This window comes from Mesorhizobium sp. M1006 (genome assembly GCF_040318825.1).
Lineage (GTDB): Bacteria > Pseudomonadota > Alphaproteobacteria > Rhizobiales > Rhizobiaceae > Mesorhizobium.
In genome coordinates this window covers 17,992-35,060 of sequence record NZ_JAMYMZ010000012.1, presented here as the reverse complement: position 1 = coordinate 35,060, position 17,069 = coordinate 17,992, and the positions used below count along the sequence as shown (strand labels likewise).

At 64.2% G+C, this 17,069-nt stretch carries 20 protein-coding genes; 9 read left to right on the top strand and 11 right to left on the bottom strand.

Translation table 11 applies throughout. From position 1 onward, the window contains the following. Positions 1 to 38: 38 nt before the first annotated feature. A complete protein-coding gene (locus tag NKH60_RS14025; RefSeq protein WP_352831633.1) occupies positions 39 to 830 on the bottom strand; it encodes a DUF3108 domain-containing protein in 792 nt (263 codons plus the stop codon). A 612-nt stretch (positions 831 to 1,442) separates the two neighbouring features. Between NKH60_RS14025 and rpmB the strand changes: the two genes are divergently transcribed. The 3 genes from rpmB (at position 1,443) to NKH60_RS14010 (ending at position 3,252) form a co-directional block, all read left to right on the top strand. Further along, on the top strand, positions 1,443 to 1,739 hold the full coding sequence (rpmB, locus tag NKH60_RS14020) for a 50S ribosomal protein L28 (RefSeq protein ID WP_352505075.1): 297 nt from the start codon (positions 1,443 to 1,445) through the stop codon (positions 1,737 to 1,739). Positions 1,740 to 1,820: 81 nt separating this feature from the next. After that, complete coding sequence (locus tag NKH60_RS14015) at positions 1,821 to 2,501, top strand: queuosine precursor transporter (protein WP_352505074.1); 681 nt, start codon at positions 1,821 to 1,823, stop codon at positions 2,499 to 2,501. Positions 2,502 to 2,577: 76 nt separating this feature from the next. Further along, entirely contained in the window at positions 2,578 to 3,252 is a 675-nt protein-coding gene (locus NKH60_RS14010; protein ID WP_352831631.1) for a spermidine synthase, read from the top strand. Between the two features lie 60 nt (positions 3,253 to 3,312). Here the strand turns inward: NKH60_RS14010 and NKH60_RS14005 are convergent, their stop codons facing one another. The 6 genes from NKH60_RS14005 to NKH60_RS13980 all read right to left on the bottom strand — a co-directional run bounded on the left by NKH60_RS14005 (position 3,313) and on the right by NKH60_RS13980 (position 9,008). Then, positions 3,313 to 3,795 (bottom strand): SRPBCC family protein, encoded by a 483-nt coding sequence (locus NKH60_RS14005; protein ID WP_352831629.1) that lies wholly within the window; start codon positions 3,793 to 3,795, stop codon positions 3,313 to 3,315. After that, entirely contained in the window at positions 3,792 to 4,160 is a 369-nt protein-coding gene (locus tag NKH60_RS14000) for an ArsR/SmtB family transcription factor (RefSeq protein WP_352831734.1), read from the bottom strand. Before NKH60_RS14000 ends, NKH60_RS14005 begins: the two co-directional genes overlap by 4 nt. A 176-nt stretch (positions 4,161 to 4,336) precedes the next feature. Further along, positions 4,337 to 5,362, bottom strand: coding sequence for an esterase-like activity of phytase family protein (locus NKH60_RS13995; protein ID WP_352849976.1), 1,026 nt, complete (start codon positions 5,360 to 5,362; stop codon positions 4,337 to 4,339). Then, positions 5,359 to 7,257, bottom strand: coding sequence for a cobaltochelatase subunit CobT (gene cobT / locus NKH60_RS13990; RefSeq protein ID WP_352816737.1), 1,899 nt, complete (start codon positions 7,255 to 7,257; stop codon positions 5,359 to 5,361). Before cobT ends, NKH60_RS13995 begins: the two co-directional genes overlap by 4 nt. A gap of 11 nt (positions 7,258 to 7,268) precedes the next feature. After that, on the bottom strand, positions 7,269 to 8,255 hold the full coding sequence (gene cobS / locus NKH60_RS13985) for a cobaltochelatase subunit CobS (RefSeq protein WP_352872512.1): 987 nt from the start codon (positions 8,253 to 8,255) through the stop codon (positions 7,269 to 7,271). 123 nt (positions 8,256 to 8,378) lie between these two features. Next, positions 8,379 to 9,008, bottom strand: coding sequence for a J domain-containing protein (locus NKH60_RS13980; RefSeq protein WP_036238769.1), 630 nt, complete (start codon positions 9,006 to 9,008; stop codon positions 8,379 to 8,381). 133 nt (positions 9,009 to 9,141) lie between these two features. On the opposite strand from NKH60_RS13980, the gene NKH60_RS13975 reads away from it, so the two are divergent. Beyond that, positions 9,142 to 9,444 carry a BolA family protein gene (locus NKH60_RS13975; protein WP_352471452.1) on the top strand — a complete coding sequence of 101 codons (303 nt, stop codon included), beginning with the start codon at positions 9,142 to 9,144 and terminating at the stop codon, positions 9,442 to 9,444. 2 nt (positions 9,445 to 9,446) lie between these two features. On the opposite strand, the gene NKH60_RS13970 is transcribed toward NKH60_RS13975, so the two are convergent. Genes NKH60_RS13970 through NKH60_RS13955 form a run of 4 tightly spaced genes read right to left on the bottom strand, consistent with a single transcriptional unit; the run spans position 9,447 to position 12,931 of the window. Further along, entirely contained in the window at positions 9,447 to 10,256 is an 810-nt protein-coding gene (locus NKH60_RS13970) for an alpha/beta hydrolase (protein ID WP_352471492.1), read from the bottom strand. Positions 10,257 to 10,296: 40 nt separating this feature from the next. Further along, entirely contained in the window at positions 10,297 to 11,193 is an 897-nt protein-coding gene (locus NKH60_RS13965) for an HlyC/CorC family transporter (protein ID WP_352471453.1), read from the bottom strand. After that, positions 11,190 to 12,332: a 3-dehydroquinate synthase gene (gene aroB, locus NKH60_RS13960; RefSeq protein WP_352831624.1), complete on the bottom strand. Its 1,143-nt coding sequence runs from the start codon at positions 12,330 to 12,332 to the stop codon at positions 11,190 to 11,192. Before aroB ends, NKH60_RS13965 begins: the two co-directional genes overlap by 4 nt. Beyond that, positions 12,329 to 12,931: a shikimate kinase gene (locus NKH60_RS13955; protein WP_352831622.1), complete on the bottom strand. Its 603-nt coding sequence runs from the start codon at positions 12,929 to 12,931 to the stop codon at positions 12,329 to 12,331. The genes aroB and NKH60_RS13955 overlap by 4 nt, the downstream gene beginning before the upstream one ends. Before the next feature lie 158 nt (positions 12,932 to 13,089). Here NKH60_RS13955 and NKH60_RS13950 point away from each other — a divergent pair, with 158 nt between their 5' ends. The 5 genes from NKH60_RS13950 (at position 13,090) to NKH60_RS13930 (ending at position 17,017) form a co-directional block, all read left to right on the top strand. Continuing rightward, complete coding sequence (locus tag NKH60_RS13950) at positions 13,090 to 13,239, top strand: hypothetical protein (protein WP_023677884.1); 150 nt, start codon at positions 13,090 to 13,092, stop codon at positions 13,237 to 13,239. Next, entirely contained in the window at positions 13,236 to 14,153 is a 918-nt protein-coding gene (locus NKH60_RS13945; RefSeq protein WP_352831620.1) for a site-specific tyrosine recombinase XerD, read from the top strand. The genes NKH60_RS13950 and NKH60_RS13945 overlap by 4 nt, the downstream gene beginning before the upstream one ends. Before the next feature lie 99 nt (positions 14,154 to 14,252). Further along, positions 14,253 to 15,203: an acetyl-CoA carboxylase carboxyltransferase subunit alpha gene (locus NKH60_RS13940; RefSeq protein ID WP_352471457.1), complete on the top strand. Its 951-nt coding sequence runs from the start codon at positions 14,253 to 14,255 to the stop codon at positions 15,201 to 15,203. A gap of 210 nt (positions 15,204 to 15,413) precedes the next feature. After that, positions 15,414 to 16,739 carry a L,D-transpeptidase family protein gene (locus NKH60_RS13935; RefSeq protein WP_352831732.1) on the top strand — a complete coding sequence of 442 codons (1,326 nt, stop codon included), beginning with the start codon at positions 15,414 to 15,416 and terminating at the stop codon, positions 16,737 to 16,739. Between the two features lie 5 nt (positions 16,740 to 16,744). Then, complete coding sequence (locus NKH60_RS13930; RefSeq protein WP_352451194.1) at positions 16,745 to 17,017, top strand: sulfurtransferase TusA family protein; 273 nt, start codon at positions 16,745 to 16,747, stop codon at positions 17,015 to 17,017. Positions 17,018 to 17,069 lie beyond the last annotated feature (52 nt).

Here is a 17,069-nt window from a genome sequence, read left to right as displayed (position 1 = left end):
GTCGCCCCCTGCCCATCGTTGGCGGCGCACCGTCACGCCTATTCGTTTGCTTCGAACCGCTCCGCGCTGATCGTCAACGGGCCGATTTGCGTGCTGACCGTGGCGCGGATCGGCGCATATACGCCGCTTTGGCCGACCGGTGCAAACGTCACCATGATGCGGCTGCGTTTCTTCAGGTAGTTCAGCGCCTTGCGGTTCTTGCGGTAACCGGCCACCGGCTCGAAGCCCAGCCTGCAGGTGACCGTATCGCCCTTGTAGCCGGCCACCGAGATCGACCCTTTGGACTCGTAGGTCAGTTTCAGATCGGCACGCATTTCGCCGTCATAGAGCTTCACCGTGCGCCCGCAGACCTGGTCGAGGCTGTCGGCATGGATGACGGTGGCGGCCATCGGATCGAGGACCGATACGAGATGGCTGCCGGCCAGCGGTATCCAATTCTCGGGATTGCGCTTCTTCGGTTCAGGCACGACCTTGGTCGAGGTGACGACGCCGTTGGCAAACTGGATGTCGATCATCGATGCCTTCTTGCCGGACGTGTAGTCGGCGTGGAACGCTTGCGGCTGCAACTGCTTGCCCGAAATCTTGCCCTTCGACGAGATCGTGCCCCGCGTATCGTCGAACAAAGTGGCGAGCCCGGCGGCGGAAACGCTGCCCTCGATCGAATAGGTGTCGCCCTCGTAATGGCTGGAGAATTTCGCCTTGGCCACGGAGAGGCCGAGGAACGACACCGAATACTCGCCCGTGAAGGATTGCGGCTCAGCGGCCGAAGCCGTTGTCGGCGGCGCGACGGCCAACAGCACGACCAGGGCATGGAGGAAAGAACGAGGCATGGGCGGGTCCTTGATTGTCGACCGGAGACGGGCGGCTCCGATCTGGCATGTCCCTGTGCGACCGCTTATAGGCTGAATTCCGGCCTTAATGTGAAGGCGGCGTCGGCAGGGACGGTGGGGCTGGTCGACGGCCAAAATAAAAAACCCGCCTCGACGGGCGGGTCGTTGGAGCCAATTAGCACCATACCGAAATTAGTAGCATAGCTGCCGGCACAAAGCAAGAACAAAATGTGGCCACCTGGAAAATCGCGACAGGTTTGCGCAGCCCCTCATCGCCCTGCCGGGCACTTCTCCCCGTATAGGGACGGGGAGAAGGTCGCCTTGCAAACGGTTTCGCCAATTTGCGGAGTTGCAGAAAGCGCCGAGCCTGCGGCCCAGCCCCTTCTCCCCGTCACTATACGGGGGAAGGTGCCGGCAGGCGGATGAGGGGCAGCGCCGGCATCGGTCATCTTTTGATTGATTCCCTTGGCACTAACCAACCCCAAGCTTGACGCCTCGGCGAAATGCAACTATGGAACGCCAACTTTTTCCATAAGGCCGCCTGACCGAAACCGCGCGCCACCCGGCGCGGGTCGAATGTTTGGCCAGGACCGAGAACCGAAGGTTAGAACCATGTCCCGCACCTGCGAACTCACTGCCAAGGCAGTCATGTCCGGCAACAATGTGAGCCACGCCAACAACAAGACCAAGCGTCGCTTCCTGCCCAATCTCGTCAATGTGACGCTGATCTCGGAAGCGCTGAACCAGAACGTGCGCCTGCGCATTTCGGCCAACGCATTGCGTTCGGTCGAGCATCGCGGCGGCCTCGACGCCTTCCTGGCCAAGGCCGATGCCAAGGAATTGTCGCAGCGCGCCCGCCTATTGAAGAAGCAGATCGCCAAGAAGATCGCCGAGCAGCCGGCCGCCTGAGTTTTTCGGCGGCAGCGCCTTCCAGGGCGGGGTCCGAACTCCGGATCGCGTTCCGCTGGTTCCATTACCCAGGATAAAAAAATGATTTTCCTCTCGCGGTACCTGCCCTTCGTGGCGGCCATGGCGCTCGTCGTCGTGGCCTCGAACATCCTCGTGCAGTTCCCGATGCAAGGTTCAATCGGCGGGCTGTCGCTGGCCGACATCCTGACCTGGGGCGCCTTCACCTATCCGTTCTCCTTCCTGGTCACCGATCTCGCCAACCGCCGCTATGGGCCGGCGGTGGCGCGCAGGATCGTCTTTGTCGGCTTCATGACAGCGGTGATCTGCTCGATCGTCATCCCACCGCTGCTGTTTCGCCACGGCCTGATCGAATTCGAGACCGCCGCCGACCGGCTGGTGCGCATTGCCGCTGCCTCGGGCGCCGCCTTCCTCACCGCGCAGTTGCTCGACGTCACCGTATTCAACCGGCTGCGCCGGCAGAGCTGGTGGCGCGCGCCGATCGTCGGCACGCTGGTCGGCTCCGTTTTCGATACGGTGGTGTTTTTCACCGTCGCCTTCGCGGCGGCGTTCGCCTTCGCCGGGCCCAACGACGGCTTTGCGCTGGAAACCGCGCCGCTGATGGGCGTGCTGCCGGTCGAGACGATGCGCTGGATTTCCTGGGCGCTCGGCGATCTCGGCGTCAAGCTGGTCATAGCGGTGGTGGCGCTGATCCCCTACCGGCTGCTTGCCGCCCGCTGGAGCCAACCGGCACTGGCAGCATGATCCCGAACCAAAGGTCCGCGTTAGCGAAAAGTGGGAACCGGTTTTCGGACAAGATCATGCTCAAAGGCTATCGAGCATGATCCCTTGGGTCCAGCTTGATTCGGCAAAAACGCCTGACGGCGGACGGGAACTCCGCCTGAAGCGGCGCGGCGGCGAATTCTCGATCATGCTTGGCGCCAACGAGCTGATGAACAGCCGGCTCAGCGGTTCCGAAGAGGCGCTGGCGAAACTGTCCTGCCAAAGGATTGCCGGCCGCCGGACCCCAAACATCCTGATCGGCGGCCTCGGCATGGGCTTTACCTTGCGCGCGGCGCTGGCCGAGCTCGGCGACGATGCGCAGGTCACCGTTGCCGAATTGGTGCCGGCGGTCGTGGCGTGGGCGCGCGGCCTGATGGCCGAAGTTTTCGACGGTTGCCTTGACGACCGGCGTGTCGGCATTCGCGAGGCCGATGTCGGTCAGCTCATCCGATCGCAAGCTTCGGCCTGGGACGCGATCCTGCTCGATGTCGACAACGGCCCCGAGGGCATCGTCTACAAGGCCAACGATGCGCTCTACGGCGCAGCCGGCCTGATCAGCGCGAGAGCAGCTCTCAAGCCCGGCGGTGTGCTGGCGGTCTGGTCGCAGGGCCCTGACGCAGGTTTCACCCGAAGGCTCAAGCAGGCCGGCTTCACGGTCGAGGAGGTCAAGGTGCGGGCTCACGGCAAGCGCGGCGCCCGTCACATCGTCTGGCTCGCGACCAAGGGGCAATAGGCCACCACCTCGCAATCCGGGCGGGCCTTGGTGGACGCCGCCCGGTACACCCGCGAACCTCTACTTCGCCTTCTGAAGCTCGGCGGCGAGCGCCTGCAGCAGCCCGCGTGTGCCCTCCTCGCGCCCTTGCGCTGAATCGACGCCATCGAAGAACGCACCCTGTTCGGTATAGGTCAGGCGGGTGCCCTCGCCGGAAGGGGCAAGCTCGACCGTGGTGAGCGACGCCGACAGCGGCTGCGCCCCGACCGCCATCCGGTATGAAAATACGATGCGCCGGTCAGGGACGATGTCCTGGAACTGCGCATCGAGCCTGATCTCCGGGCCGCCCTGGTAGCTGAACCGCGAAACCTCGCTGCCGCCGACACGGAAATCGAAGGTGAATTCGGCGATGGTGAAGCCGTCGCCTTCGACGCGCCAGCGCCGCACCGTCGCCTTGTCGGCAAAGGCGAGGAAGACGCTCTCGGGCGATTGCGGGTAGGTCCGCTCGATCGTGAAGCTTGAATGGATGACGGACTGGTCGTTCACGGGGGCAATCTGGTTCATTTCTTGTCGTCCTTTTCCTGGTCGTGGAGTGTTGCGTCCGGTTGGTCAGTCTCCGCCAGGATCTGGCCGAGACGGTCGAGCTGGCGTTCGGCCGGTGTACGGCGCGCGGCGATCCAGTCGGCGAGCGGGGCCAGCCCGCCGGGCTCGATCCGGCAGGTGCGCACGCGTCCGACCTTCTCGCTGCGGATCAGCCCGCACGCTTCCAGCGCCTGGAGATGCTGGAGCACGGCAGCGAAGGTCATGCCGAACGGCTCCGCCAACTGGCTGACGGTGGCCGGCCCGCGGCTCAGCCTTTCCAGGATTGCCCGGCGCGTCGGCTCGGCAAGAGCCCGCAGGATGCTGTCGATCTCGGAACACTTAAGCATGGACTTGAGTATTTCGCCGATGACACAAATTGTCAAGTCACGACTAAAGTATTTTTTCAGATGGTGAGAGCCGGCTGGAAAACCCGCGACGCGGGTCATTGCCAGGGGAAATTGCCTGCGCTGCAAAACGGCGCGGAAATGCCAGCGATGCTGTCAGCCAGCAGGCCTGTCGCGCGTCAATCCTCGTGCAGCACAAATTCCAGGTAAAGATTGCGCTGCAGGATCGAGTGGTTGTCATCGGACATCAGCGACACGATCAGCGCGCCATCGTCGCGGGTCCAGACGTCGAGCGCTTCCATGTTGTCGATCTGGTAGCCCATGTCGGCTTCGAGCAGCACCGGCCCGTCGGCGACGGCGCCCTTCTCGACGCCTTCGCCATAGATGCGCCGCAGCCGCATCTTGACGCCGCCGGCCATCGAAAAACTGCGCTCCAGAAGCAACAGGTCGCCGTCCGGCAGGAAGGCGCCGTCGGTGATGTCGAAATCGCCATTGCGCTTGACGGTGAAGACGCCCTTGTGCGGCCCTTCGATGATCGCGGCAAAGATGTTGCCGGCCTTGTCGAGGCTCTTTTCCGACACCACGACCAGTCCGCCCGCGTGCTGCCCGTTGGGACTGGCGCGGGTGACGGTCTCAAAGCCGCGATTGCGGCGAAGTTCCCAGGCTGGGATCAGGAAGTCCAATTGCCTGAACGGCACCTTCATGCCGTCCGGATCGATCTTGAACTCTGCGATACGGTGATCGCCCTCGAAACCGACCGTGGCAATACCGTCCTTGACCGCGAGGCCTTCGGCATCGACCGCCCATTTCTCGTCGATCGGCTGGCCGGCCGCATCGACCATCTGCTGCATGCGAAAATTCTGGATGCCGGAAGGCCGCTTCTCGGCATCGTGGACGAGGGTGCCGAAGAACCAGAAGCCGGTGTCGGCGACGCCGATGAAATCGCTGCCGGGCTCGAGGAACCGAAGTGCCGACAGCGCGCCGAAATCGCGCGTCGACGAGGTCATTTCGAGCCCGCCGATGAATTCGAGCGGCCCGAACTGTTTGTCCGGCCGGCCGATGTGGAATTCGCTGATCGGCCGTGCCGTGATTTCGGCCGGCTCGACCGAGGCCGGGCCGGCAGCGACAGCTGGCGCCAAACTGATGCCTAACAACGCACTGGCGGCCAAAAGCTTCTGCCAAAAGCCGCCGCGGGAAAAAATCATCCGGCGCGCCGCATGCCGCCGCGCCGCGTGTCGCGCACGGTTTCCTCGGCGAACAGCGAGGCCAGCTGCTCGGTCATGGCGCCGGCCAGTTCTTCGGCATCGACGATGGTGACGGCGCGGCGATAGTAGCGGGTGACGTCGTGGCCGATGCCGATGGCCAAAAGCTCGACCGGCGAGCGCGTCTCGATGAGTTCGATGATGGCCCGCAGATGCCGCTCGAGATAATTGCCGGGGTTGACCGACAGCGTCGAATCGTCGACCGGCGCGCCGTCGGAGATCATCATCAGGATCTTGCGCTGCTCCGGCCGCGCGATCAGCCGGTTGTGCGCCCACAGCAGCGCCTCGCCGTCGATGTTTTCCTTGAGCAGGCCCTCGCGCATCATCAGGCCGAGATTGCGGCGCGCCCGCCGCCACGGGTGGTCGGCGGATTTGTAGATGATGTGGCGCAGATCGTTGAGCCGGCCGGGGTTCGGCGGTTTGCCTTCCTTCAGCCATTTCTCGCGCGCCTGCCCGCCCTTCCAGGCGCGGGTGGTGAAGCCGAGGATTTCGACCGAGACGCCGCAGCGTTCCAGCGTGCGCGCCAGGATGTCGGCGCAGGTCGCGGCGACGGTGATCGGCCGGCCGCGCATCGAACCCGAATTGTCGAGCACCAGCGACACCACCGTGTCGCGGAATTTGGTATCACGCTCCTGTTTGAAGGACAGCGGCTGCATCGGGTCGATGACGACGCGCACCAGCCGTGCCGGATCGAGATAGCCTTCTTCGAGGTCGAAATCCCAGGAGCGGTTCTGCTGCGCCATCAGGCGGCGCTGCAGCCGGTTGGCCAGCCGCCCGACGACGCCGGAAAGGTTGGCGAGCTGCTTGTCGAGGAAGGCGCGCAGCCGGTCGAGCTCCTCCTCCTCGCACAGTTCCTCCGCACCTACGGTCTCGTCGAAGGCGGTCGTGAAGACCTTGTAGTCGATCTCTTTCGGCAGATTGGTGAAGGGATTGTCGTTGCGGCGCGCCTCGCCCGGCGTCTCCGCATCGGCGTCGTCATCGTCGGAGAGATCCTCGGCGGTGGCGTCGGAGGCTTCCGTCTCGGCCGATTGCTCGTCGTCCGACGATGCCTCGGTATCCTCGGATTGCGACTGCTCGGAGCCGGAATCGTCTTCGCCGCCCTCCTCGCTCTGCTCCTCGCCTTGCGGCTGGTTTTCGTCGTTGTCCTCGGAGTCTTCCGTCTCCTGGTCATCGCCGAGCTCCTCGGCCATTTCCATGGAGGCGAGCATCTCGCGCACGACGCGGGCGAACGCCTGCTGGTCATCGAGCTTTGCCGACAGCCCGTCGAGGTCGGCACTGGCCTTTTCCTCGACCCAGGGGCGCCAGAGATCGACCAGCCGTTCGCCGCTCTTCGGCACAGTGCGGCCGGTCAGCTTTTCGCGCACCATCAGCGCCAGCGCTTCCTCGATCGGCGCGTCGGCCTTGTCCTTGACGTCGACGAGGTTGGCCCTGGCGTATTTGTCCTCGAGCATCGAGCCGATATTGTCGGCGACGCCCTGCATGGCGCGGCTGCCGATCGCCTCCACCCGGGCCTGCTCGACCGCGTCATAGATGGCGCGGGCCTGTTTGCCTTCCGGGGCCAGCCTGGTGTGGATGCGCGAATCGTGGCAGGCGCGCTTCAGCGCCATGGAATCGCCGAGCCCGCGGGTGATGGCGATGTCCGCCTTCGACGCTTTCTTCGGCAGTTCCGGCAGCCGGGCGCGGCTGCCGGCCAGCGCCGGCCGATCCTTGGCGAAACCGACCTCGAGATCCTTGTCGCCGGCGATGGCGCGCATGCAGACGGTGACGGCGCGCTTGAAGCTGTCGTTCTCAGCGCCGGTCTTGGATTTGTTTCGCGTATTGTCGCCCGGACCCGCCATCGAGACTCTGCTTAGCCCAGCACCACATTCGCCGCCGATTCCGGCAGATCTTCGCCAAAGGCGCGTTGGTAGAACTCGGCCACCAGCGAGCGTTCCAGCTCGTCGCATTTGTTGAGGAAGGTCAGCCGGAACGCCATGCCGATATTGCCGAAGATTTCGGCATTCTCGGCCCAGGTGATAACCGTGCGCGGGCTCATCACCGTCGACAGATCGCCGTTGATGAAGGCCGAGCGCGTCATGTCGGCGACACGGACCATCTTGTTGACGATCTCCTTGCCCTTGCCGTCGCGATAATGCTTGGCCTTGGCCAGCACGATGTTCACTTCATTGTCGTGCGGCAAATAGTTCAGCGTGGTAACGATCGACCAGCGGTCCATCTGCGCCTGGTTGATCTGCTGGGTGCCGTGGTAGAGGCCGGTGGTGTCGCCCAGCCCAACCGTGTTGGCGGTCGAAAACAGCCGGAAGGCCGGGTGCGGGCGGATGACCCGGCTCTGGTCGAGCAGCGTCAGCCGGCCCGACGATTCCAGCACGCGCTGGATGACGAACATCACGTCCGGGCGGCCGGCATCGTACTCGTCGAAGCACAGCGCGACATTGTGCTGATAGGCCCAGGGCAGGATGCCATCGCGGAATTCGGTGATCTGCAGCCCGTCCTTGACGACGATGGCGTCCTTGCCGACGAGATCGATACGGCTGACATGGCTGTCGAGGTTGACGCGCACGCAAGGCCAGTTGAGGCGGGCGGCGACCTGCTCGATATGCGTCGACTTGCCGGTGCCGTGATAGCCCGACACCATGACGCGGCGATTGTAGGCAAAGCCGGCGAGGATCGCCATGGTCGTGTTCTTGTCGAACAGGTAGTCCGGATCGATGTCGGGGACATGCTCGCTCGTCACCGCATAGGCCGGCACCACCATCTTGGAGTCGAAGCCGAATTTCTCCTTCACCGACACCGTGGTGTCGGGCAGGTTGGCGATGTCGCGATCGACCTTGTTCATCTCTATCAACATCTCCACAAGCGAAACGCCGCGTTTCGCCGGCAATCGATTTTGTTCGGGGGCGGTCTTAGAGCCTTTTCCAACCTTATGAAAGTTGGAAAGCGACACGAACCGTATGGTCGCTCAGCACAAACCTGCCTGCTTGAGCACGCGATACGCCTGGAGCACATCGCGGAACCGGTCTTCCGAACCTCTGTCGCCGCCATTCGCATCCGGGTGGTGGCGTTTCACAAGTTCCTTATAGCGCGCCTTGATATCCTTGCCAGTTGCCTTTGTATCAAGGCCAAGCGTTTCCAGTGCCTTGGCCTCAAGCGGCTTGGCCTTGCGCTCGCGTGCTTCGCGCGGGTCCTTCGGGCCTTTGAACAGGTCGAACGGATCGCGCATGCGATTGTAGTAGCCGGCGCGGCCGGAGCGCGCCTGTGCGAAGTCGGGCGAGGAGCGTGTCGAGGCACCGTTGACGCCCATTTTCCAGGTCGGCCGGTGGCCGGTCATGGCTTCCTTCTGGAAGCGGGCGATCTCGGTATCGGGAACGCCCGAGAAATAATTGAAGCCCTTGTTGTACTCGCGCACGTGATCGAAGCAGAACTGGAAATACTCGCCTTCCTTCATCCGTCCGACCGGGGCACGGTGGGTACCGGCCTCCTTGCAGCCATCCCACTGGCAGATCGGCGAACGCGACTTCAGCTCCGCGTCCTTCTCCGGGCGGATGCGAATCTTCTCGAAATATTTTGGGTACGGCTTCATCTCACCCATTTATGGGCTGTTCGCGGATGCGAAACAAGAATTGACATTTTCGCGATGATCGCCCTAACCGCTGAATCGCGGCATAAAACCGGCGAATTGCGAATTTTGTGCGATGACATAGATGTGGTGAAGGGAAGCGGCGATGTCCATACAGGCAACGATGGAAGACAAGCTGAAAAAGGCGTTTTCGCCGGAACGGCTGGCCGTCATCAACGAAAGCCATCTCCATGCCGGGCATCATCATGTGGATTCCGGCCATCACGCCACCTTCGACGGCACCGGCGAGACGCATTTTCGCGTCCGCATCGTCGCGCCAGCCTTTGCCGGCATGAGCCGCGTCGAACGTCACCGCGCCGTCAACACATTGCTGGCCGAGGAATTGAAATCCGGCGTGCACGCCCTGGCGATCGAGCCGGCGGCGCCCGGCGAAAAGACCCGCTGGTAATTTCAGCCGAAGCTCGCCCTCAGGAAAGCCATCACCGCGGCGGTCAATGCATCGCCCTCGGTGCCGAAGTCGCGATTGATCGACATGTGCGAATAGGCGCTGCCGTCGAACAGCGTGACCCTGGTTCCGGTGGCGCGCAGACGCCCGGCGAAGGCCTGCGCATCCGCCGCGCGGGCTTTCGCGCGCGAATGGGCGATGAAGGTCGGCGGGTGCTTGCGGCCTTCGACGTAGGTGACAGGCGACAGCGCGCGCCACTGCGCCGGATCGGGAAAGGCGCGGGCATAGACCCCTGCCATGCCGCCGCTTCTGGCCAGCGCCTCCAGATCGTAGGCCCTGGTGTCGTCGAGAACCAGCGCCGCGACGCCGGGCAGGCCGCCGCGCAGCCCGGTCAATGCGACGAGATGGCAGCCGGCCGAATGGCCCATGGCGACGATCCGGTCCGGATCGCCGCCATGCCTGGCGATGTTGGCGCGGACGTAACGATAGGCCAGTTCGACATCTGCCGCCTGGGTGGCGACGTCGGCCTTGGGCAGCATCCGGTAGTCGATCGAGACGAAGCCGAAGCCATTGTCGAGCAGGAATTGCGGCTTGGCATTGACGTTGCCGCGGTTGCCGACTCGCCAGGCGCCGCCATGGACGAAAAAGACGACCGGCAGGCCGCTTGCGCCGTCGCGGGAATAAATGTCGAGCTTGGCCGGCCCATAGTCGAAGGTTTCGGGCGACGGCGAACGCAGCCGCAATGCCGCCGCAGCCTGTCCCGGCAGCAGCGCCGCCATCGACGCCAGAAGCAGGCTTCGCCGATCGATCTTCATCAACGCCTGACTGCCCACGGCTGCCACAAGGTGCGCACTGTCATTCTCCAAGCATCGCCGGCTTGATCCTCAGCCGCGCGATACGGTTCTTGTCGCGCTTCATGACGACGAAGCGCTTGCCGTGAAACGTAAAGGCCTGCTTTTCGTCCGGGATCGACTGCGCCTCGTGGATGACAAGGCCGGCGATGGTGGTGGCTTCCTCGTCCGGCAGGTTCCAGTCGAGCGCCCGATTAAGGTCGCGGATCGGCACCGTGCCGTCGACGACGACGGAGCCGTCGGCCTCCTGCTTGACGCCCTGGATGTCGATGTCGTGCTCGTCGGCGATCTCGCCGACGATCTCCTCGATGATGTCCTCCAGCGTCACCAGCCCTTCGACCTCGCCATATTCGTCGACGACGATGGCGAAATGCGCCTTGCGGCGCAGGAAGGCATTGAGCTGCTCCTGAAGCGTCGTGGTGTCGGGCACGAACCACGGTTTCGACGCGATCTTCATCACGTCGATCCTGGAAAAATCGTTGCCGACCTCGTTCAGCGCGCGCAGCAGATCCTTCGCGTGCAGCACGCCGACAATGTTGTCGAGCGAACCCTTCCACAACGGCATGCGGGTGTGCGGGCTCTGCAGGATCTCGCGAACCACCGCTTCGGGCGGGTCGTCGGCGTTGACCGAGCGCATATTGGTGCGGTGGACCATGACGTCCGACACTTCGAGCTCCTCGAGGTCGAACAGGCCGCCGATGCGGGCGCGGTCCTCGCGCACCACCTGGCCGTCGCGGCGGAAATCGTCGACGGCGCCGCGCAGTTCCTCGCGCGCAGAGCGCTGCGGCTCCATGCGTTGCAGCTCGTAGCCGAAGGCGGCGAGCAGGCGCCGGCGCAAGACGAAGCCCAGCACGCCGAGGCCGGCGAGCACGGCAGCCGCGATCCAGCCGGCCTGGCTCATCCCGGCCGGCTTTCCTGCCGACCCGGATGGTTCTCCCGGAGGAACGCCAGCACTTCCGAGGCCGGCACATCCCTGGCGATGAAGGCCTGGCCGACGCCGCGCGTCAGGATGAAGGTCAGCGCGCCGCGCGACACCTTCTTGTCCTGGGTGATGAAGGAGAACAGCGTCTCGGCGTCGGGCAGTTCGCCTGGAATGTCGGCCATCCGCCAGGGCAGACCGACGGCGCGAAGATGCGCCTCGACACGCGCCGCGTCGTCGGGGCTCGCCAAATTGAGCCTTGACGAAAAGCGGTGCGCCAGCGCCATGCCGATGGCGACGCCCTCGCCATGCACGAGCCTTGCGCCGTCATAGCCGATCGCCGCCTCCAGCGCATGACCGAAGGTGTGGCCGAGATTGAGCAACGCGCGGTCGCCGGTCTCGAACTCGTCGCGGGCAACGACGTCGGCCTTGGCACGACAGGCCTCGGCGATGGCCGCAGCCCGCTCCGGCCCGCCGGCAAACACTTGACGCCAGTTTTCTTCCAGCCAGGCGAAAAACTCGGGCCGGTCGATCAGCCCGTATTTGGCCAGTTCGGCATAGCCGGCGCGAAACTCGCGGATCGGCAGCGTGTCGAGCACTTCGGTGTCGGCCAGCACCAGCTTCGGCTGGTGGAATACCCCGACCAGGTTCTTGCCGCGCTTGCTGTTGATGCCGGTCTTGCCGCCGACGGAGGAATCGACCTGCGCCAGCAGCGAGGTCGGAACCTGCACAAAGTTCATGCCGCGCCGCGCGATGCCGGCGGCGAAGCCGGCCAGGTCGCCGATGACGCCGCCGCCGAGCGCGATGACGACATCGCCGCGCTCCAGCTTGGCGGCCAGCACGCCGTCGACCACCTCCTCGAGATGCGCAAAGCTCTTGGTCTTTTCGCCTGGCGGCAGCGTGATGACGGCATGTTGGATGCCACCGCTTGCCAGGCCGGCCGCAAGCGCTGCGAGATGCGCGCTAGCGACGTTTTCGTCGGTGACGACCGCCGCCCGCGTTCCCGGCAGACGGCGCGAGATCTCGGCGCCGGCGCGTGACAGCAGGCCGGGGCCGATCAAAATGTCGTAGGCACGCTCGCCAAGCCCGACTTCGACAGTGACCGTTGCATCAGCGCTCACGACCGCACCTCGTCAATATCGGCAACGCCGAGATGGCCGCGCAGCGCGTCCACCACTTCGGCGGCAATGATCTCCTTGCGGTCGTCGCGGGTCGGCACGATGACATCGGCCGCGGCATAAACCGGGTAGCGTTCCGCCATCAGCCGTTCCAGCACGGCGCGCGGATCGGCGCTTTTCAGCAGCGGCCGGTTCTGTTTCTTGGAAACGCGCTCTATCAACAGGTCGATCTCGGCTTTCAGCCAAACCGAAACGCCATGGCTGGCGATCGCCTCGCGCGTCTGCGCGTTCATGAAGGCGCCGCCGCCGGTCGACAGCACCTGCGGCCCGTGCTCCAGCACACGCAGGATGACGCGCTGCTCCAGTGCCCGGAACTCCGCCTCGCCATAGCGCTCGAACAGGTCCGGGACGCTCATGCGCGAAACAGTTTCGATCTCCTGGTCGCTGTCGATGAAGGGCAGTGCCAGCATCGCCGCCACCTTGCGGCCGATCGCCGTCTTGCCGGCGCCCATCAGCCCGACAAAGACGATGGAACGGCCGCCCAGCCGGCCGAGCAGCGCGGCATGGCTCTCGCCCGGAGGATTTGCTGGTAGCGCGTTCATGCTTCTAGGGCCTCTTTGGCGGCGTATCGACATCAAAAGCCTGTTTGCGTCAAGCGCGGCGCAACCGGGACTATGGGCTTCACCCTTGAATTGGCCGGATTGGCGTCTCATAAGGGCACAGGGTTGGAAATGCAGAATAAGACGACGGGCGAAAATTAATGCCAACACTGTTTCGCTTTGTCGTGACGCTCGCGATTCTGGCCGGCATTGTCTATGGCGCGATGTTCGCCTTGGTCATGTTCGTCGAGCCGAGGAAGGCGGAAATGAGCGTGCGTATCCCTCCAGAAAAGCTCAATCCCAAAAAATGAACAGCGCCGCCCGCATCGAAGCCTTCCTGGAGATGATGAGCGCCGAGCGCGGCGCGGCCGAAAACACGCTTTCCTCCTATCGCCGCGACCTCGAAGACGCTTCCGCCGGGATCGGCGGTGGGCTTGCCGCTGCCACCAGCGCCGACATCCGTGCCTATCTCGACGACATCGCCGCGCGCGGCTTTGCCGCCACCTCGCAGGCGCGCAAATTGTCGGCGATCCGGCAGTTCTTCAAGTTCCTCTACGCCGAAGGCCTGCGCGGTGACGATCCGACCGGCACGCTGGACAGTCCGAAGAAGGGCCGGCCGCTGCCTAAGACGATGAGCGAGGCCGATACCGGCCGGCTGCTCGACCGCGCCGCGCAGGAGGCGATGGACCCCTCCATGCATGACGGCGACAGGCTGGCGGCGCTGCGCCTGCACGCACTGGTCGAGGTGCTCTACGCCACCGGCTTGCGCGTTTCGGAGCTGGTCGGCCTTCCCGTGACGGTGGCACAGCGCGACGACCGCTTCTTCATGGTGCGCGGCAAGGGCAACAAGGAGCGCATGGTGCCGCTGTCGGCCAAGGCGCGCGCGGCGATGCGGACCTGGCTTGCCGCACGGGCAACGGTGCCGGCTTTTGCCGACAGCCCGTTCCTGTTTCCGGCCGCCGCCGACAGCGGCTATCTCTCGAGACAGGTCTTTGCCCGCGAGCTGAAAGCGCTTGCCGCGCGGGCCGGCATTGCCACGGCGAAGATATCGCCGCATGTGCTGCGCCATGCTTTCGCCAGCCATCTGCTGCAGAACGGCGCCGATCTCAGGGCCGTGCAGCAGCTGCTCGGCCATGCCGATATTTCAACGACGCAGATCTACACGCATGTGCTGGAGGAGCGGCTGGTGCGTCTGGTCAACGATCATCATCCGCTTGCCGACTAGGCGTCATATCGCTATGTGAGAACGACGCTCCACCGCGCCCAGCCTGCATTTTCGGGCTTGCGTCAGTCATTGCCTTCCGACTTGCCGGTTCGCCCAAGAATGTACAATTACCTCGATTTCGAAAAGCCTGTGCAGGATCTCGAAGGCAAGATCCTTGAGCTGAAGAAGCTTGCCGAGAACGGCGAGGCGGTCGATGTCGGCGATGAGATCGCCCGTCTCGAGAAGCGCTCGCGCGATGCGCTGCGCGACGCCTACAAGGCGCTGACGCCATGGCAGAAGGTGCAGGTGGCGCGCCATCCGGACAGGCCGCATTGCATCGACTACATCAAGGGCCTGCTTACCGATTTCACGCCGCTTGCCGGCGACCGCAATTTCGGCGAAGACCAGGCGATCGTCGGCGGCTTCGCCCGCTTCCGTGGCGAGCCGGTGGCGATCATCGGCCAGGAGAAGGGTTCCGATACGGCAAGCCGGCTGAAGCATAATTTCGGCTCGGTGCGGCCGGAGGGCTACCGCAAGGCGGTGCGGCTGATGGAACTCGCGGACCGCTTCCAGATCCCGCTGCTGACGCTGGTCGACACGGCCGGCGCCTATCCCGGCGTCAACGCCGAAGAGCGCGGCCAGGCAGAAGCCATCGCCCGCTCGACCTCGGCCTGCCTTGGCCTGAAGGTGCCGTCGATCTCGGTGGTGATCGGCGAAGGCGGCTCGGGCGGCGCCATAGCGATCGCCACCGCCAACCGCGTCTACATGCTCGAACACGCCATCTATTCGGTGATCTCGCCGGAAGGCGCCGCCTCGATTCTGTGGCGCGATACCACGCGGTCCAAGGATGCTGCGACCAACATGAAGATCACGGCGCAGGACCTGCTGGAGCTGAAGATCATCGACGCCATCATCGCCGAGCCGCTCGGCGGTGCCCATCGCGCCCCCGAAACGGTGATCGCCGCCACCGGCGACCTCATCGCCAGGACGATGAAGGAATTCTCCGGCGCCAACACCGACTTCCGCGAGCATCGCCGCGAGAAATACCTGGCGATGGGCCGCAATCTGTAACCAACGCAGACACGCAGCCTGAAATGTGGCGGCGTGAACCAGTTTCGCCACAAAAATGCCGCTGCATTCGGCTCAGTGAGCTTAACGTAAGGGGACGCGCCGCATGCTTGCGGTAAGGAATTTTCAAGGTTAACGGGCTTAAGGTCCGTCAGCGGTCGGTTTAGCAGCTGCGGCATCCGCGGCGCAGAGATGAAGACGATAGCCATATCCATGTTTGCCAAGCTTGCCCGCACCGGAGTTCTGATCGCTGCGATCGGCGTCGCCGGCTGCAATGACGCTTCGATGAAGGATTTTGCGCCGCAAGCCAACAAGCCGCTGCCGGACAAGATCCTGGCCGAGATGAAAGCCAAGGGCATGATCCGCACCTCCTCGGTGATGGCGCGCATCTTCAAGGAAGAAGGCAAGCTCGAAATCTGGAAGGCCAAGACCAACGGCCGCTACGACCTGGTCGCCAGCTACGACATCTGCAAATGGTCGGGCAAGCTCGGCCCGAAATTCACCGAAGGCGACCGCCAGGCACCGGAAGGCTTTTACACGGTCCGCCCGGCACAGATGAACCCGCGGTCGAATTACCACCTGTCCTTCAATATCGGCTACCCGAACGCCTATGACCGCGCCAATGGCCGCACCGGTTCCAACCTGATGGTCCACGGCGCCTGCTCGTCGTCGGGCTGCTATTCGATGACCGACGCGCAGATCGAGCAGATCTACGCTTTCGGCCGCGACGCCTTCCAGGGCGGCCAGACCGAGTTCCAGATCCAGGCTTTTCCGTTCCGCATGACCGCCGCCAACATGGCGCGCTATCGCAACGACCCGAACTACGAATTCTGGAAGATGCTGAAGGTTGGCTACGACAATTTCGAGGTCACCAAGGTGCCGCCGAAAGTCGACGTCTGCGAGAAGCGCTACGTGTTCAACCAGGTTGCGGCCGACGGCTCGACCTTCAATCCGACCGGCCCTTGCCCTGTGACCACCCAGCCCGATTCGCTGAAGAGCGCCATCAACGCCTATCAAAGCACCTATGAGGCGGCCTTCAACGGCGCCATCAAGGCCAGCGTGCCGGCACCCAAGCCGACCATCGCCGGGATCAAGGAAGCCAGCATCGTTTCCGACTGGTCGAAGCGGCGTGCGCGCGGCGAACGCGTTCCGATCGAGCCGCCCTCGCTCAACCCGGACGGCACGGTGGCCGAAACGGCGCGCATGGGCCGCATCGATTCGCCGGCGGGCCGCAAGATGGCAGCGCTCGACGCCGAAAAGGCTGCCAAGCAGAAGGCCGAGGAACAGCGGCTTGCCGCGATAGAAGCGGCGAAGGCAGCGAAAGCGGCAGCCAAGGCACAGGCCTTGGCCGAGAAGGAAGCTGCAAAAGCCCAGGCGCTAGCCGAAAAGGAAGCTGCCAAGACCGCCGCAGAGATGCCTGTCGCCACCGCCACCGTAGCGCCATCGGACGCCGCCCCGGCAGTCGAAACGCAGGCTGCGGACGCCGAAAGCACGGCGACAAGGTTGAAGAAAAAGCTGCTCGGCATGTTTGGCGGCTGAACTTCATGCTTGAGCAAGAAGATGGGGGCCAAGAAGACAGGCCCTCAACCAGCCCCGCCGCCGTCTACGACCTCAAAGGCCTGAACTGCCCGTTGCCCGTGCTCAAGGCAAAAAAGCGCCTGGCCGCAATGCAGCCGGGCAGCCGGCTGTGGCTCGAAACCACCGACCCGCTCGCCGTCATCGACATTCCCGCCTTCTGCGCCGAGAGCGGCCATCGACTGGTCGAAACGGCGGCGGCGGCAGGCGGCCACCGCTTCCTGGTCGAGCGCGGCGGCTGAACGCGTAATCTCCCCCCTTGAGGGGGAGATGGCCGGCAGGCCAGAGGGGGTC

Bases quoted from the DNA above. Each gene is read 5' to 3' on its own strand.
- NKH60_RS14010 (WP_352831631.1), top strand. From the start codon at position 2,578: ATGATCCCTTGGGTCCAGCTTGATTCGGCAAAAACGCCTGACGGCGGA.
- NKH60_RS14000 (WP_352831734.1), bottom strand. From the start codon at position 4,160: ATGCTTAAGTGTTCCGAGATCGACAGCATCCTGCGGGCTCTTGCCGAG.
- NKH60_RS13970 (WP_352471492.1), bottom strand. From the start codon at position 10,256: ATGAAGATCGATCGGCGAAGCCTGCTTCTGGCGTCGATGGCGGCGCTG.
- NKH60_RS13930 (WP_352451194.1), top strand. From the start codon at position 16,745: ATGCTTGAGCAAGAAGATGGGGGCCAAGAAGACAGGCCCTCAACCAGC.
- NKH60_RS13965 (WP_352471453.1), bottom strand. From the start codon at position 11,193: ATGAGCCAGGCCGGCTGGATCGCGGCTGCCGTGCTCGCCGGCCTCGGC.
- NKH60_RS13955 (WP_352831622.1), bottom strand. From the start codon at position 12,931: ATGAACGCGCTACCAGCAAATCCTCCGGGCGAGAGCCATGCCGCGCTG.
- NKH60_RS13975 (WP_352471452.1), top strand. From the start codon at position 9,142: ATGTCCATACAGGCAACGATGGAAGACAAGCTGAAAAAGGCGTTTTCG.
- NKH60_RS14005 (WP_352831629.1), bottom strand. From the start codon at position 3,795: ATGAACCAGATTGCCCCCGTGAACGACCAGTCCGTCATCCATTCAAGC.
- rpmB (WP_352505075.1), top strand. From the start codon at position 1,443: ATGTCCCGCACCTGCGAACTCACTGCCAAGGCAGTCATGTCCGGCAAC.
- NKH60_RS14025 (WP_352831633.1), bottom strand. From the start codon at position 830: ATGCCTCGTTCTTTCCTCCATGCCCTGGTCGTGCTGTTGGCCGTCGCG.
- cobT (WP_352816737.1), bottom strand. From the start codon at position 7,257: ATGGCGGGTCCGGGCGACAATACGCGAAACAAATCCAAGACCGGCGCT.
- NKH60_RS14015 (WP_352505074.1), top strand. From the start codon at position 1,821: ATGATTTTCCTCTCGCGGTACCTGCCCTTCGTGGCGGCCATGGCGCTC.
- NKH60_RS13950 (WP_023677884.1), top strand. From the start codon at position 13,090: ATGCCAACACTGTTTCGCTTTGTCGTGACGCTCGCGATTCTGGCCGGC.
- NKH60_RS13945 (WP_352831620.1), top strand. From the start codon at position 13,236: ATGAACAGCGCCGCCCGCATCGAAGCCTTCCTGGAGATGATGAGCGCC.
- cobS (WP_352872512.1), bottom strand. From the start codon at position 8,255: ATGAACAAGGTCGATCGCGACATCGCCAACCTGCCCGACACCACGGTG.
- NKH60_RS13980 (WP_036238769.1), bottom strand. From the start codon at position 9,008: ATGGGTGAGATGAAGCCGTACCCAAAATATTTCGAGAAGATTCGCATC.
- NKH60_RS13995 (WP_352849976.1), bottom strand. From the start codon at position 5,362: ATGATTTTTTCCCGCGGCGGCTTTTGGCAGAAGCTTTTGGCCGCCAGT.
- NKH60_RS13935 (WP_352831732.1), top strand. From the start codon at position 15,414: ATGTTTGCCAAGCTTGCCCGCACCGGAGTTCTGATCGCTGCGATCGGC.
- NKH60_RS13940 (WP_352471457.1), top strand. From the start codon at position 14,253: ATGTACAATTACCTCGATTTCGAAAAGCCTGTGCAGGATCTCGAAGGC.